The 15,092-nt window shown below is 52.6% G+C and carries 11 protein-coding genes; 4 read left to right on the plus strand and 7 right to left on the minus strand.

Features of this window, described 5'->3' with window-relative positions:
* The first annotated feature begins 214 nt into the window (after positions 1-214).
* The 4 genes from BCV73_RS23025 (at position 215) to BCV73_RS23040 (ending at position 4,823) form a co-directional block, all read left to right on the plus strand.
* A complete protein-coding gene (locus BCV73_RS23025; protein ID WP_089548663.1) occupies positions 215-1,186 on the plus strand; it encodes an ABC transporter permease in 972 nt (323 codons plus the stop codon).
* A 21-nt stretch (positions 1,187-1,207) separates the two neighbouring features.
* Positions 1,208-2,101 (plus strand): carbohydrate ABC transporter permease, encoded by an 894-nt coding sequence (locus BCV73_RS23030; RefSeq protein WP_076175584.1) that lies wholly within the window; start codon positions 1,208-1,210, stop codon positions 2,099-2,101.
* A 669-nt stretch (positions 2,102-2,770) separates the two neighbouring features.
* The gene (locus tag BCV73_RS23035) at positions 2,771-3,217 is read left to right on the plus strand and encodes an ATP-dependent metallopeptidase FtsH/Yme1/Tma family protein (RefSeq protein WP_089548664.1); all 447 of its coding nucleotides are present in this window, start codon (positions 2,771-2,773) and stop codon (positions 3,215-3,217) included.
* Between the two features lie 706 nt (positions 3,218-3,923).
* A complete protein-coding gene (locus BCV73_RS23040) occupies positions 3,924-4,823 on the plus strand; it encodes an aminoglycoside 6-adenylyltransferase (RefSeq protein ID WP_089548665.1) in 900 nt (299 codons plus the stop codon).
* Between the two features lie 146 nt (positions 4,824-4,969).
* Here the strand turns inward: BCV73_RS23040 and BCV73_RS23045 are convergent, their stop codons facing one another.
* The 7 genes from BCV73_RS23045 to BCV73_RS23075 form a co-directional block, all read right to left on the minus strand.
* Positions 4,970-6,139, minus strand: coding sequence for an SGNH/GDSL hydrolase family protein (locus tag BCV73_RS23045; RefSeq protein ID WP_089548666.1), 1,170 nt, complete (start codon positions 6,137-6,139; stop codon positions 4,970-4,972).
* On the minus strand, positions 6,126-6,779 hold the full coding sequence (locus tag BCV73_RS23050) for an HAD family hydrolase (RefSeq protein WP_089548667.1): 654 nt from the start codon (positions 6,777-6,779) through the stop codon (positions 6,126-6,128). The genes BCV73_RS23045 and BCV73_RS23050 overlap by 14 nt, the downstream gene beginning before the upstream one ends.
* A 17-nt stretch (positions 6,780-6,796) precedes the next feature.
* Entirely contained in the window at positions 6,797-8,572 is a 1,776-nt protein-coding gene (locus tag BCV73_RS23055; protein ID WP_089548668.1) for an alpha-1,3-galactosidase-related protein, read from the minus strand.
* A 162-nt stretch (positions 8,573-8,734) separates the two neighbouring features.
* A complete protein-coding gene (locus BCV73_RS23060; RefSeq protein WP_256992959.1) occupies positions 8,735-10,402 on the minus strand; it encodes an extracellular solute-binding protein in 1,668 nt (555 codons plus the stop codon).
* A gap of 125 nt (positions 10,403-10,527) precedes the next feature.
* Positions 10,528-11,436: a carbohydrate ABC transporter permease gene (locus tag BCV73_RS23065; RefSeq protein WP_076175564.1), complete on the minus strand. Its 909-nt coding sequence runs from the start codon at positions 11,434-11,436 to the stop codon at positions 10,528-10,530.
* A 15-nt stretch (positions 11,437-11,451) separates the two neighbouring features.
* The gene (locus BCV73_RS23070; RefSeq protein ID WP_244169437.1) at positions 11,452-12,393 is read right to left on the minus strand and encodes an ABC transporter permease; all 942 of its coding nucleotides are present in this window, start codon (positions 12,391-12,393) and stop codon (positions 11,452-11,454) included.
* Positions 12,394-12,659: 266 nt separating this feature from the next.
* Positions 12,660-14,951: a helix-turn-helix domain-containing protein gene (locus tag BCV73_RS23075; RefSeq protein ID WP_089548670.1), complete on the minus strand. Its 2,292-nt coding sequence runs from the start codon at positions 14,949-14,951 to the stop codon at positions 12,660-12,662.
* Between the last annotated feature and the right edge of the window lie 141 nt (positions 14,952-15,092).

Below are 15,092 nucleotides of genomic sequence, written 5' to 3' on the forward strand. Positions count from 1 at the left end.
GAAAGTCCTTTTCTGACACGGAAATGCCCCGTGAATCAAGCGATAACGATAGAAAACTTTAGTTCATTCTATATTATAGTGGTTTCCCGTTACTTAACTAAGGGTCCTCACAAATGTAAGTCATTTTCAAGCATCTTTCGTTACAATGGCGTATCGACACTCATTTTTTGCGGGTTTTATAATTTGAGTTAACTTAAGATGCGAGGTGCCCCCTATGAAAACCGAACTGGCTTTACAGAAAAGATCGGAGCTCCCGATCCCCCGGCGCAAGCTGTGGGTGACCGTCAAACAACAGAAGTATCTGTTCCTCATGATGCTGCCCGCGATCGTCTGGGCGCTCATCTTCGCTTATACGCCCATGGTGGGGCTGTACATGTCCTTTGTCAATTACCAGCCGACGCTGGGCGGCTTCTGGCATACGCTGTTTCACAGTGAATTTGTTGGATTCAAGTGGTTCCAGTACTTTTTCAACAACGGCGACTTTCTCATCGTCATGCGCAATACGCTGGCGTCAACCTTAATTACACTGCTGTTCTCGTTTCCGATGCCGATCCTCATTGCCATCGCGATCAACGAAATCCGGAGTGTTCGCTTTAAAAAGACGGTGCAGACCGCATCGTATCTGCCATACTTTATTTCCTGGGTTATCGCGGCCAATATTATCGTGACGCTGCTGTCCTCGGACGGCGCCATCAACGGTATATTGAAGTTTCTGAATATTACGCGTGAGAGCGTTTTATTCCTGCAGCACGGCTCCTACTTCTGGTGGATCGTCGCGATCGGCAACACGTGGAAGGACATGGGCTACAATTCGATCATGTATCTGGCCGCCATCTCCTCCATTAACCAGGAGCTGTACGAAGCCGCCAAGGTCGACGGTGCCAGCCGCTTCAAGCAGATCCGCTACATCACGCTGCCGCACCTGAAGCCGACGATCGTCATTTTGCTGATCCTTGCCCTCGGCGGGATTCTAAATGCCGGCTTTGACCAGCACTTCCTGCTCGGCAACGATTTGACGCGCGACTACTCCGATGTGCTGTCGACCTATTCGTTCCGCTACGGTATTCAGAACGGCATGTTCTCTTACGCCTCGGCCGTCGGTATGTTCAGCTCCGTCGTCGCTTTTATCATCGTCATCATCGTCAACGGCATCGCCAAGCGGCTCAACGGCCAGTCTTTATTCTAATCGACCCGGGAGGTTTACGATATGAAAAACAGCAAAACGGTCCCCGAGCATCTGTTCGATGCCTCACTGTACGTCTTTTTGGCCATTATCTTCCTGGCGACGTTCTATCCGTTCTGGAACATCTTCGTCATTTCCCTGAACGACGCGACGGACACGTTAAAAGGAGGGCTGTATTTCTGGCCGCGCGTGCCGACCTTTGAGAGCTACATGACCATCTTCCGTAACCCGGAAATTTGGAGCGCCATTAAAATCACCGTGCTGCGAACGGTCGTCGGCACCGCCGTGTCCATCTTCTGCATCTCCATGCTGGCCTACGCGCTCAGCAAACGGAACCTGATCGGCTGGAAGTACTTCTCCTTCTTTTTCGTGTTCACGATGTATTTCGGCGGCGGCCTGATTCCAACCTATATGGTCATCAAATCCGTCGGGCTGATCGATTCGTTTTGGGTGTATATTTTCCCCGGCCTGATCGGCGTGTTTCTCATGATTCTGGTCCGGACCTTTATCGAGCAAATCCCCGGCGAGATCGAGGAATCCTCCAAAATCGACGGTGCGAACGACCTGCAAATCTTTTTCCGCATCATCATGCCGCTCTGCGTTCCCGTGCTGGCCACCATCGGCCTGTTTCTGGCCATCGGCCACTGGAACTCGTGGTACGATTCCTACGTGTACACCTACAAGCCCGAGCTGAAGACGCTGCAGGCCGTGCTGGTCAAAATCCTGAACCAGTTCCAGACGGCCAGCATGATGTCCGACGCCCAGCAGCTGGCCCAAAGCTCCAAGCGCATCCCGGTATCGAGCGAGAGCATCCGGATGGCGGTGACCATGGTCGCCACACTGCCGATCATTCTCGTATATCCCTTTGTGCAGCGGTATTTTGTGAAGGGGATCATGATGGGGGCGATCAAGAGCTGAGGAAGGACTGGGTGTGTGCGGGGATGGCAAAACGGAATGTGGTGTGTCGACGAAGCGTGTATTTGTGAGTGGCTTGGCTATGGCCAAGCTGTCTAGATGACTGGCGAAACCAGACGTTTGGCGCGTGGGGTAAGTGCGAGGGGTGATTGGAGGAAACCTAGACGTATGCGCGTGGGAGGGGCGGGATTGGGGTTTCAGCCGCTGTTGAGACCGGGTTCCTTGGAATCGATAAGGTGGTTGGAACCCGGTCTCAAAGGCGGCACGTAGACTTTCCACCCCAATTCCCGCCTCCTCTTGGTGCCACTTTTCCGGTGACTTCCACGTTTGTGAGGCCCTTCCCCATCTCTTGATGGGAAGTAATAGGCTCGTTCCGGACGGCTTTGGCCGTGAACTCGCCTCAGGCATCAGCGCCTGGCCTTTGGCCAGGCTGCTTTGATTTGCTTAAAGCCATTGTTTTATTGCATCCATCTATAGAGCAAAGTTTGAAAGTTATCATGTCGTCTTGACTCGATTGGTCATTTCTTATGTTGCCGTAAGCAACCTGATTTAATAGAAACAAATTATCGCTTGATTTATGCCTCTCATTATTTATAAAATTGGGAGTAAAAGTAAATTTTTAAATCCGCAGCATACTTTACATGATTGGTCAGAACGAAGGGGGATGAAGTGATGAAACGACTAATATACCTTGCGGCCGCCGTCCTCATCGTGATCGGCTTGGGGATTTTCTACTTTTCACCAAAAAACTTTACTTTCAAAGAAGCTGTACTGGATAAGCTCGATACCAACAATGTTGCATCCATTGAAATCATCAAACGCGATCAGCAAGGTGAGCACACCAAAAATGTAACGGATTCGGAAGAAATCAATGAAATATTGAACTCACTTTCTGCGGCGAATTTAAAAAAGTCCGGATCATCAGACATTCAATTTACCGAATCCTACTGGATAACTGTGAAGACAAACGACGAAGGGAGAGCGTACGGAATCACTCTCTATGATAGCGACTATATGCATACCTTTGAATACGATGCAGCAGCACCTAAAAATGCATCTAAATCATACAAAATTACGAACGACTTCGATGCTGCAGCTATTCGAAATGTATTTAAATAACTGTTGCTTGCAAGCCCGGTCCCTTTTATTGTGATGAAAAGCATTTGCCTTTTGGCCACCTCAGTGAGGATAAAATCCGTCCTTCCTCAATGGACATTTTCAAACTTTGTCTTACAAAAGAAGGACTCGATACACTTCATTGTCCTGTTGGCGGATCGGCTCCAAAATCCCTGTATCTAGTGCTAATCCCACATTTCTTACTAGATATAGAACTCAACAGTTTGGAAAAGATATGTACTTCTGTCCACCATTTAAAAGACAAGATCTGAATTTGTTCATCATATGTAGACACTCTAAAATAACTGTGAACTCGCTTTATCACAGACCACCAGCTATCCCCTGTATAATCCAGATTGGTTTTTGAACCATCCGTTGACCACCCCGACGGTCCGGTCATCAATCGGAATGTTACCGATCAGGAAAATTCACCTAAGTTGAACAGCACGCTTTCCCGCCCTTCCCCAACTTGTGGTAAGATGTCAGTAATTATGTATGGGCGGTATACCGCCTGCCTGTCATGATCCTTACAATTCCGTTCTGCAGATGATGCACCCACCACTAAAAAGGAGGACAATCATCATGAAGAAGCTGCTTGACCACTTGTAACGTGAACTCGTCGTTCGCTGGAGTATCCGAATTCGTGGACCGCCTCTTGTAAGCATGACCCCACTCCAAATGAATATAAAACAGGGAGGCTGTACCCGGGATGAGAAGCGAACGAGAAATGTTGGATTTGATATTAAATGTAGCCAAAAGCGACGAGCGTATCCGGGCCGTTGGGATGAACGGCTCGCGGACGAATCCGAATGCGCCGAAGGATGTTTTTCAGGATTACGATATTGTGTATGTCGTGACTGACGTCGGGTCTTTTATCCAGGATCCCGACTGGGTTAACGTATTCGGCGACCGGATCGTCATGCAAAAACCGGAGGAGATGAAGCTCGTTCCTCCGTCTATGGAGGGATTTTATCCGTATCTTATGCTGTTCACGGATGGCAATCGGATTGACCTGACCCTTTGCCCGATCGATAAAAAGGATGACTGGAACGGCGGTGACCGCTTGGCCGTGGTGCTGCTGGACAAAGACCAGAGCCTGCCGCAGCTGGCAAAGCCTACGGATCAGGGGTATTGGGTACAGCAGCCGACCGCTAAATTATTTGCCGACTGCTGCAACGAGTTTTGGTGGGTCTCGCCTTACGTCGCCAAAGGCTTGTGGAGACAGGAGATCCTGTACGCGCTCGACCATTTGAACATCATCCGGGAGATGCTGGTCAAGATGCTCGAATGGCAGGCCGGCGTCCTTACCGGGTTCTCGGTGAGCACTGGCAAAAACGGGAAGTACTTAAAGGGCTACATTCCCGAATCGAGCTGGGAGCAGCTTTTGGCCACCTATCCAAAAGGCCAATACGAAGATGCTTGGAACGCGCTGTTTACGATGACCGACCTATTTCGCAGCACGGCGCAAGAAGTGGCGGCGAAATTCGGCTTTGCCTATCCTAATCAAGATGACCGCCGAGTGATGGCATATTTGGAGCGTGTCCGAACACTGGAATCCGGGGCCGCCGAAATATTTCCGCCAGGTCGTGAGCCAGGTAATGAAGCGTAGGTACAGCACATACTAACGTTTTCCCGTAACGGTCGTGAATAACACCAAAAACCAGCCGGAACCCTGACGGGGGCCTGGCTGGTTTTTCTCTAGAGCATGGCTGAGGCGTACGTGTCCCGTCCAGAGCGAGACATGCTATCCACCTTTTAATGGCTCAGGATTCGCAGCACCTGCAGTCGCGTTCCCAGACTCTCCACGTCTTTTCGTCCGGTGTTTCTGACCTCCACCTGCATTTCGGCCGGTTCGGAACCACTGGCCAACATGATGATCACGGGTCTGTAAGCCAGCTTGCACCAATCGTCGAAAAGGTTCACCTCTTGAAAAGGGCCTCCGTTCACGGCGTATTCCAGAATGCCGGAGTCGGGGCCCATGAACAGGCAGAGTCCCGTTCCGCGGCCGGTCACGATATAACTGAGGCTTGCTCCTTCGTTCAGCGCCTCCAAGTGTCCGTCATCGTACCGCCAGTTCATAACAGGCCTATGCTGAAGCCCGTTGTAGTCAAATCCTCTTTGGCTTAAAATGCTGTCCGCCCGGATCATCCGTCCGTACTCGTAATTCCCCGCTTCCAAAGGCGGGAGGGAAAGGACATCCCTTCCCATGCTGGTGACATGACTGGTTTCAGCTATCGCATCCAGTCCTGTCTCAAAGAAAGGCTCCAGGAATTCCCGGGCAAAGCCGGCATACAGCGCGTGGCCCTCGTCGTTCGGATGGACGCTATCCGGGGCGAGTTCCCTCCATGTCCAGCGCCCCTCATCGATGCCCTGCTGAATGGCGGAGGCGTAGTTGACGGAAGGGATACCATAATACGCGGCGACCTCCTCGTGTACGGCGATGTTGAACGGGACGCCCGGTCCTAAATTTTTGTCCGCTGCGGTATAGACAAAGCAAAGGTCCGTCTGCGGCGAGCGCCGCTTGCAGCCGCGGACGATCCCCTCCATGCCGCGGATCGACTCGCTGCGGTCCGTCCCGTCGTTGACGCTGAATTCGACGAACAGAAGATCGACCGGGCCGTGCTCCAGGACATGCTCCTGCAGCCGGTGCGCGCCGAAGGTCGAGTCGGTGCCGCCGACACCGGCGTTGATGCAGGCAACCCGGCCGGCGCCGTGCCGATCCTCGAGCCAGGCCTGCGTCAGTCCCCGCCAGCTGGTCTTATCTGCGTCCGAAGCCCCCGCTCCCTCCGTGATGGACCCGCCAAGGAAGGCAACGGTTACGGGCAGTCCCTTACGTATCTTATCCTGAAATGCGGGTAGACCGCTCCAGGTATGGATAATGGGCTGGGGATACGCATGCGGATGAATCGGCTTAGAATGCGGCATGGTCCCCGGCCCCCTTTGCTTGGCGTTCCTGCCACTCCTGCCGCTCCTGCCGCTCTTGCCGTACTTTCCGGGGTTCGGAGCTTTCTCCTTCCGTTTCCGCTGCCCCAAGCTCCATTTCCAGCCGGTTGACAAGTTCAATGAGCTGCATCGGTTCGCTGATCGTATAAGCGGGCTGCTCGGACTCGTCTGCCGGCGTATGGGGGTACCTTGGCGTCCAGCATTGAAAAACGCTGATGATGCCGAGGGCGTTCGCGCCTTTAATATCCCTGCTCAAATTGTTGCCGACCATGACGGTGCGGGCAAAATCCGCTTCGGACCCGTTCAGCGCGCCGATCGCTGCCTTAAACATCCGCGGGCTCGGCTTGGTGACCTTGATCAGCTCGGAAATGATGAGCGCATCGAAATAATCGTGCAGGCGGTGCTGACTCAGCACGTTTTTGAAGGATTGTGCTTCGCCGTCGGCCACGAGCGCAAGCGTAAAGCCAAGCGAATGCAGCGTCTTCACCATCTCCGCGGCCCCCGGAATCAGGTCGGCGCTGACCACGATTCCGTCTTCGTCACGAACCTCGGTAGACTCGTCCACGAGCGTATCCCCGCTGTCCAAAAATACGATCAGTCTTTTTTTGTCGATGACGTCCATCTCCTTTATTCCTCGTTCTATTCGTCTGTCGGAGCCACCATGAATCCGACCGAATTGTCGGCCATTGTAACTCCGCTGCAGCGTTCCAGCTTAAAAAGTCCGTCAGAGTATTGCCTATGAAAGACCCCGCCCGAATACAGGCCATCTTTGCTGCCAGCCTTCACTGCAAGCAAAATATCGTTTCGGCAAAAGGCCAGCCCTTCCGTGCTTCGCGCCGATAGCAGCATGGCATGAGCCGTTCTGAACCGGTTATCCTCGATCCGGATGTTGCGGTGGACTGGTAAGTCCGGCACGTCCGGCACGGAAGGCTCATTCTCGGGAGCGATCCGGATCACGGGATGCTCCTCTCCGCCGCAGTCGATAAATTGGTTGCCCGCAATGCGCACATCCGCGACTGCACCTGATTCGTACCAGGAATTCGCGTCGCCCGCAACCAGAACGGCACTCATGTTCATGCGTTCAAACCTGTTGCCTTCTATGACCGTCTTCCGCGGCGAAGACACCAGTATTCCCCGGGTCGGTATTCTGACAAAATGGTTCCTCGCAATCACGACCTCCGGTGTCCACGTCACGTTCTCGATGACATCATAATCCCCTATCGATGCTGGGGCCGGCTGCTCCAATGTCAGAAGCAGCTCGCGGGGATCGAGCATCTTCACGGCGGCGATCCGCCCGAAAGCATAGGACGCAAGACCGCGGGCATCGACAAAAGCTATTTCGTCCCCCGGAAAGAAAGCGCGGAATCCATACGTTTGCGGATGCATGAATCGAACCCGCACTTGATCGGGCGCCGGCTGGCCGACGATACGGAGGTACGTGCCGTGAACGTTGACCGCATCGTCATGGGCTCCAGCAAACCGGCTGTCCGTGATCGAGACACGGCCCCGGCACCCTGAACAATGGATAAAATCGGCGAAGCCCGCCACCGTTCTCCCCGTCTCAGGGCGCGGCGTCACATCCAGATCGGCGAAGGTCAAATCCGCGCTAAACTGGCCGACGATGCCCAGCCCATGCATAAAATGAAGCCCCATGCCGATCAGACGGATCCTCTCGCATTCCAGGATCAGCACGCCGACCTGGTCACGAATACCGTCTCTCATTTGTACGGTCATTCCAGGCGAAACATGCGGAACGGGTTCCTCCCCAAAATGAAACCGCAGCCGCCGGCTGCCGATTTCCTCAATGCGTTCAGCCCGTGACGGCCAATCTTCCACGCGCCAGGTGGCGTTTTGGGCCATGTCGCAGTGCTGTACCGGCCCTTCCCGGAACCTCCATCCTTCACCGGCCCAAGTGAGACGTCCGTCTTCCAGTTCATAATGTGAATCCGGATGCACGCAAACGTCGAGCTCATGCTCTCCGCGCCGCTCCACGGTCATCTCGGTCACGGTCGGCACCGCATAGTCGAAGCGCAGGTTGCGGATTTCGATATCCGCGCAGCCGTCCAGCAGCAGCATCGTTTGCTTGCCGTGGATCACAAAAAGGGAACCGTTCCCCTCCAGCGTCAGCCGGCGAAGGCCCTTCAGCAGCAGTGCGACCGTTTTCGTAACGTCCGGGTTTTCCTCCTCGCTGGCCGTATTGGTAATATGATAAGCCGTCCGGACGGCATGCTCCGGATAAAAATGATACGTTCCAAGTGGGATGTCCAATACGACAGGGCCATCATGCGAACCGGCTGCCTCTAGCGCAAGCCGCATGGCCGCCCCTGCATTGGCCTGTAAGCCCTCAGCGTCGCCAAAGTCCGCCAATGATATCAATTTGAACAGCGCCGGACCCGGATTTCCAGAATCAGTCATGCCTTGCTCCTTTCGATGCGTTGTTCCATCCTTGAATATTACAATCGCAGCCCGTGTTGCAAAAATAAAGGAAAAAGCCGAAGATGCCAGTCTGTTATAGAACCAGCATCCCGCAAAGGAACCAGCAGGCTTTGCCGGCCGCCGGTTCCTTGTGATATCGTATTATTTTGCTAACTTATCATAAGCCGTCTGCAAAATTTCCAGGTAACGGTCCAGCTGCAGGTCCTTCAAGCCTTTCACATAAGCATCCCAGTCTTTGTCCAGGTCTTTGTTGCCGGTCACGAACTGCAGTTCATTTTGCTCAATGTAATTTTTCAGGTTGGTCTGCAGCATGCTGGCTTCGTCGATTTCGGTTGGATCGATCCAGACGGACCAAATCGGGAAGATTTCTTTAGGCTCATGTCCTTGGTACAGAAGCGTAGCGTTGTACAGTCTGCGCTCATAGCCGTCCGAAGCGTAAATATCGGTGCCCTGTACCCAGGTGTCGCGGTATTCTTTCGGCATGTAGAAATGCCCCATTCCGCTCCATCCCGCATTGTGCGGCTGCTCGCCTTCCTTCGTCGGAATCGTTTTGACCATCGGCTTGACGCCTTCACCAAGCGCTTTGTCTCCCGGCTCCGGATCCGTCCAATCGATGCCCTTCATACCGGTTCCGGCATTGGTTTGCCCTTCGGGCGTGAACATATAATCCACCATTTTGATTAATGCGATCTGTGCTTCTTTGCTTGCTTTATTCGTAATCACGAATTTGGCTCCCGAAGTGACGCCCCCGGCATCATGCGTGGCATACGAGATGCCGTTCGGACCGGTCAATGGCGGCAGCGGGTTATAGTGTGCGGAACGGGTGTTGCCCGGGTCGATATTGACAAAGATGGCCGGGTGCATGCCTGCTCCTGCGCCAAGAATTTCAGCACCGGCATTTTCGCCGACTTTTTTGAAGGCCTCAGCATTTTGCGTAAATGCGCCCGGGTCGATCAGTCCTTCATCATAGAGGGACTTAACGTATTTCAATCCTTCCTTCCACTCCGGCGTAATGGCGGCGGACTGCACTTTGCCGCTGCTCATCGTCAAATAGTTCCGGTCATCGTCATAGATAAAGCTGTTCATCAGATAAGGAATGATGCGGACGCCGAAGTCCTCTGTCGAACCGCTGAGCGGAACTTCGTCGGCTTTGCCGTTGCCGTTGGGATCCTTCGTTTTAAAAGCCTTCAGAACCTCTCTGAATTCCTCCGTGGTCTTCGGCTCTTGAAGATTGAGCTTTTTCAGCCATTCAGTATTGAGCCACATTTTGTTCGGATAGGAACAGTGGAAGCATTCGGTGTAGGCTCCAAGCCCATAGATATTGCCGTCAGGGGCCGTGACAAGAGCTTTCATTTCAGGACTCTCTTCCATCGCCTTCTTGATGTTGGGCCCATACTGGTCGATCAGATCGTTCAGAGGAATCAGCACCCCCTGCTGCCCGTATTTCAGGACGTCGGCCTGTGAAAATTCATCGATGTAGGCTGTCAGCAGATAAGCATCGGGGTAATCGCCGCTTGCCAGCGAAATCTGGCGTTTCTCCTTAGCTCCGTCGGAAGGGTTAATCTGCCATTTAAACTGAATGTTAAATTTGTCCTCGACGAATTTGGTAAACTTGTTCGTCGGAATGTCGATTCCCGATTCCTGGACAGCGAACACGCTGACCTGTACAGGCTTCGACGCTCCCCCATCGGCTGCGGTACCGCCTCCCTGTGCGCTGTCCGGGCTATCTGTCTTTTTGCCGGAGCAGCCGCTGATGACGATGAAGGTGGCCATCAGCAGGATAAACATTCGTATTAGGCTCTTTTTCAATCGAATCGCTCCCTTTTAATAGTTCTGCAGCAAGCTTGTAATGCCTTCCTCTTCTCAAAAAAGGGCACCACCTCCATTTGAAATGGAATTTATCAGGATGGCGTGCCGAAATCAGCACCTCAAGGTTATCCTTTGACCGATCCGACCAGCATCCCCTGCACGAAATAGCGCTGCACGAACGGGTAAATGACAAGCACCGGAAGGGTCGCCACCACGATCAGCGCATATTTTAACAATTCGGCCAGCTGCTGCTTCTGCACCATCGCCATAGCGTCCATCGTTCCGCCCGAGCTGTTGTTCTGGATAATAATGCTCCGGAGGACTAACTGCAGCGGGAACAGGTCTGCGCTTCTCAGATAGATCAACGCATCGAAATAGGCATTCCATTGTCCAACGGCGTACATCAGCACCAGAACGGCAATGATCGGCTTGGACAGCGGCAGCACGACGCTGCGGATAAACCGGATATCGCTGCAGCCGTCGATTTCGCTGGCCTCCAGCAGTTCCCCCGGAATCGACGATTGAAAAAAGGAGCGGGCGATAATCACCTGCCATACCCAGATGGCGTTAGGAATGAGCAGCGCCCACCTTGTGTCGATCAAGTGCAGCTCTTTCACCACCATATAGGTGGGAATTAACCCGCCGCTGAAAATCATCGTAAACGTGATGATCATCATGAATACGTTGCGCCCAAAGAGGGACCTCCGGGACAAAGGGTAGGCAATCATGACCGTCAGCGTGACGCTGATCAGGGTGCCAGCCGCCGTATAAATAATTGAGTTTAAATAGCCCGTCATAATTTCCTGCCTGCTGAAAAGCACGCGGAAGCCCTCAAACGAAATGTCGACCGGCCACAGCCATACCTTTCCGGAGGTAACCGCCGCCGGACTGCTGATGGAGCTGCTTAAAATGTAGACGAGCGGATACAGAACCGCCAGGACGACCAAGATCAAAATGGTGTAGACGATGCCTAAAAACAGGCGGTCGCCCTTCGACTCCTTGATTGCTTTTCTTCCTGCGAGTTGTATGGTCATACCTTTGCTCCCTCCTTACCAAATGCTGTTGTTCGTCAGCCTCTTCGCCAATCCATTTACGGTCAGCAGCAGGATGAGATTGATGACGGAATTGAACAGGCCGACGGCTGTGGCAAAGCTGTAGTTTGCGTTCAGCAATCCGATCCGGTACACATAGGTTGCGATAATTTCCGAATTCACCTGATTCAGCGGATTTTGCAAAAGATATACTTTTTCAAAACCGATCGCCATGACGTTGCCGACATTCAAAATCAGAATGATGACGATGGTCGGAACGATGCCCGGCAAATCGACGTGCCAGATTTTCTGGAACCGCGAAGCCCCGTCCACCTTGGCCGCTTCGTACAAGGTCGGGTCGATGCCCGCCAGGGCCGCTAAATAGATGACCGCACTGTAGCCGGCCGTCTGCCAAATATCGGACCAGACATAGATGGAGCGGAACATGCCCGGGTCGCCCAGAAAATTCACCGATTCAAGCCCGAAATAATTTAGGACGACGTTGGCGAAGCCCAGCCTTGGGGACAGGAACAGCATGACGATCGATACCATGACCACCGTGGAAATAAAATAAGGAGCGAAAGTGACCATCTGCACGAATTTCTTAAATCTCTTCCCGCGCAATTCGTTAATCATCAGCGCCAGAATAATCGGAATCGGAAATCCGGCAAGGATTAAATAACCGCTCAGCAGCAGCGTGTTTTTGAGCAATGTCCAAAACAGCGGATTTTTAAAGAACAGCTCAAAATGCTTGAAGCCTACCCATGGACTGCCCCAAATCCCCTTAATGACGTTATAATCCTTGAATGCAAGGACTGCGTTAAGCATCGGGTAGTATTTGAAAATAAGGAAAAATAACAGCGGAGGAATCACGAGCAGATAGAGCTGCCAATGCTTCTTCATGCTTTTACCGGCAATTTGCCAGTAACTGACCTTGCGCGTACTGCTGTTGCGCTTCATTGGAATTGCGGCTTGCTTGTTCAGAATAATAATCCCCCCTATGCCATCAGCGTGGATGCGTGATGAAATGACAGCGTTTTCTTTCTTGCTTGAGCATAGTGGATCAAACGGGCGCTTGAACAGGTACACTTCGGTCGTTTTGCATCCAATTTCCCTTTTTTCGGGGGTCCATCGCTCTAAGCGCTGTACATATTTCCGCTTCGGCTTCCGCACGCACAAAAGCCGCATCGTCCTCAAACGGATCCTGCGGCTTACAAGAGCTGGTGCTATTCGTCGAGCGTTTGCCTGTAAACGCTCGGCGTCACGCCGATCAATCGCTTGAACGCCCGGCGGAACGAATGGGAGCTGTTGTACCCCACCTGGGCGGCGATATCGTCGACCGTATGATTGCTTTCTTTGAGCAGTTCAGCAGCTTTCTCCATGCGCACCTTAATCAGATGGTCCGAGTAATTGACCCCGGTCACTTCTTTAAATAACTGGGAAATGTATTTTTCGGGACGTTCCACATATTCGGCCACCCGGTACAGGGTCAAATCGGGATTGGCGTACATCTCCTCCGTGTACTGGTACATTCGCTGAACCAGTTTGGCATGGGAGTCCTTTTTCTTGTTGGCGATATAACTGCACAGCGTGGCGGTAATGCTCTTGATTTCGGCCTGAACGGAATCCAGCGGCTCGGCGGGGCCGATGTCGATGACCCTCCGCTTCACAGTTTCCAGCATGTTCGACTCCTGGAAAACCTTCTGATCGAGCAGCTTGAGGAAAGTTCCTTTGATCTCGCCGACGAGCTGATGCCTCATCTCGACAGACAACTCGCGCCTTGCGATATTTTGCTCGAAAATGCCGTCGATGATCTTGCCGGCCTCCTCCTCTTCCCCGGCCCGGATCGTACTTGCGAGGCGCTGCTCCGCGTCGAGCGGGTAATAATACGTCGTGTTTTCGATGCGGGCTTCATGATTCCACAGCATGCCCTTGGAGTTCACAAACACGGCATATTCCAGCGCCTGCTTGGCCTGCTCGAACGATTGGCTCACATCCATCAGCGTCTCAAAGCCCTCGCCGAAACCAGCCTGGATGGAAACCTTGTATTCCTGGAACAGATGCTGGATCAGCTCTTCCATCAGCGCGGTTATCCGCTCCTCCTCGTCCTGCCCGGGTTCCCGGTTCTCGTGCGAGAAAAACAAGACGACAAGCTTATCGGATCCAAGGTCGGATACCGGCAGCGGACCCGCGATTTCCAGCAGCGCTTGTTTCACAAGGAGGCGTGTGGCACTGAGCTCATTCAAAATTTCCACGCTGTCCATACCCGAGTATCCGTTAATGCAGAGAATGCCTGCATAACCGCTCTCCTTGTCGAGCGAAATGTTGGCCTGTTTGGCCGCCGCCACGATGACATCGTGCGATTCGAATTCGCCTGCAATGAGGCGCTTAATGAAAGCGTCGCGGACCAGCGGAAGCTGAAGGGTCAGCTCGCCTTCGAGCTGTTTGTTGGTCTTGATCATATTGGCGATATTGCCGCTAAGAAAATCATACGCATTCCTTTTCTCCAGCTCGTCCCGGCCGAACTGTTCTTTGATAATGCCGATCATGCTTTGGATCGGAACGCTGTGACGACGCGCCAGCAGCAGCCCGACCAGCAAACCGATCAGCATCGTCCCTCCGGTAAGGATAAAGGTTGCGCGCTTGATCTTGTTGGCGTTCTCCATGAGGGTGGTCCGCGGAATGCCGGCCTGGTACACCCAACCGTTCTTGTCCGAACGGGTTGTGATGACCAGGTCATCCTTATAAAATTGGCTCGTTTTATTGGCATCAAAAGCCGGGTCATCCTTCAATCTGTCCACATACGACGGAACGCTCCCTTGGAGCGCAAGCGTATTTCCTTGACTGTCATAGATATGCACCCATCCGCCAAATCCTTTGGTCAAACCTGACAGCAAACCGGTAATAGTTTTTTCGTCAATCATGACCACCACGCTCGCCGGCGAGGAATCGTTGAAGCTGTCGAGCGGCAAGGACTGCATAAACGTAATGACGGAAGTACCCATTCCCCTCTCCGTATAGGCCGTCAACGGCTTGATTTCGCTGCGGTGGGTCTTTAGCAGCACTTGGGTCTTCCATTCGTCAAACGACATATCGTCATAATGAAAATATTCATAATAATGCTCCGGCCGGAAAGTGGAGCCTGAAGTCAGGATCAAATCGTAATTGGCCAAATAAATGAAATAGTTTTGAAGAAAATCGTTGGTTTGTCCAAAGGTCAGCACGTTCCGCATCGCCTTCCACAAACCATACACATCCTGCACTTGATGGCGGTCGTTCATCAGCATATTCACTTCCTGGCTGATGGCGATTTGCCGGGTCATGCCTTCCACCTCCGCCATCCGGTGCTCCAGCAGCTCCTGGCTCTTTTCCAGCTGAATCAAGCTGTTGTCGATCGAGATGGACTGTGTAACGGATATCGAGGTGAGGTAAGAAATGTAACCGCCCACACAGGGGATCAGAAGAATGACGATATAAGAAATCAGAAAATTTCGAAAAACGCTGGAACGTTTCAGCATGATATCCCCCTTATTTTGATAGCGCTATCATTTTGTGGGTTGAAAGATGTATTGCCTGCTCATGCAGCGTACATTCCATAATAAAGCCTTGATCGCAAATTTGTATAGGTACACTCCAGCCAAAAGGTACATTTTTCCTTG

This window comes from Paenibacillus sp. SSG-1 (genome assembly GCF_002224835.1).
Taxonomy (GTDB): Bacteria; Bacillota; Bacilli; order Paenibacillales; family Paenibacillaceae; genus Paenibacillus_AQ; species Paenibacillus_AQ favisporus.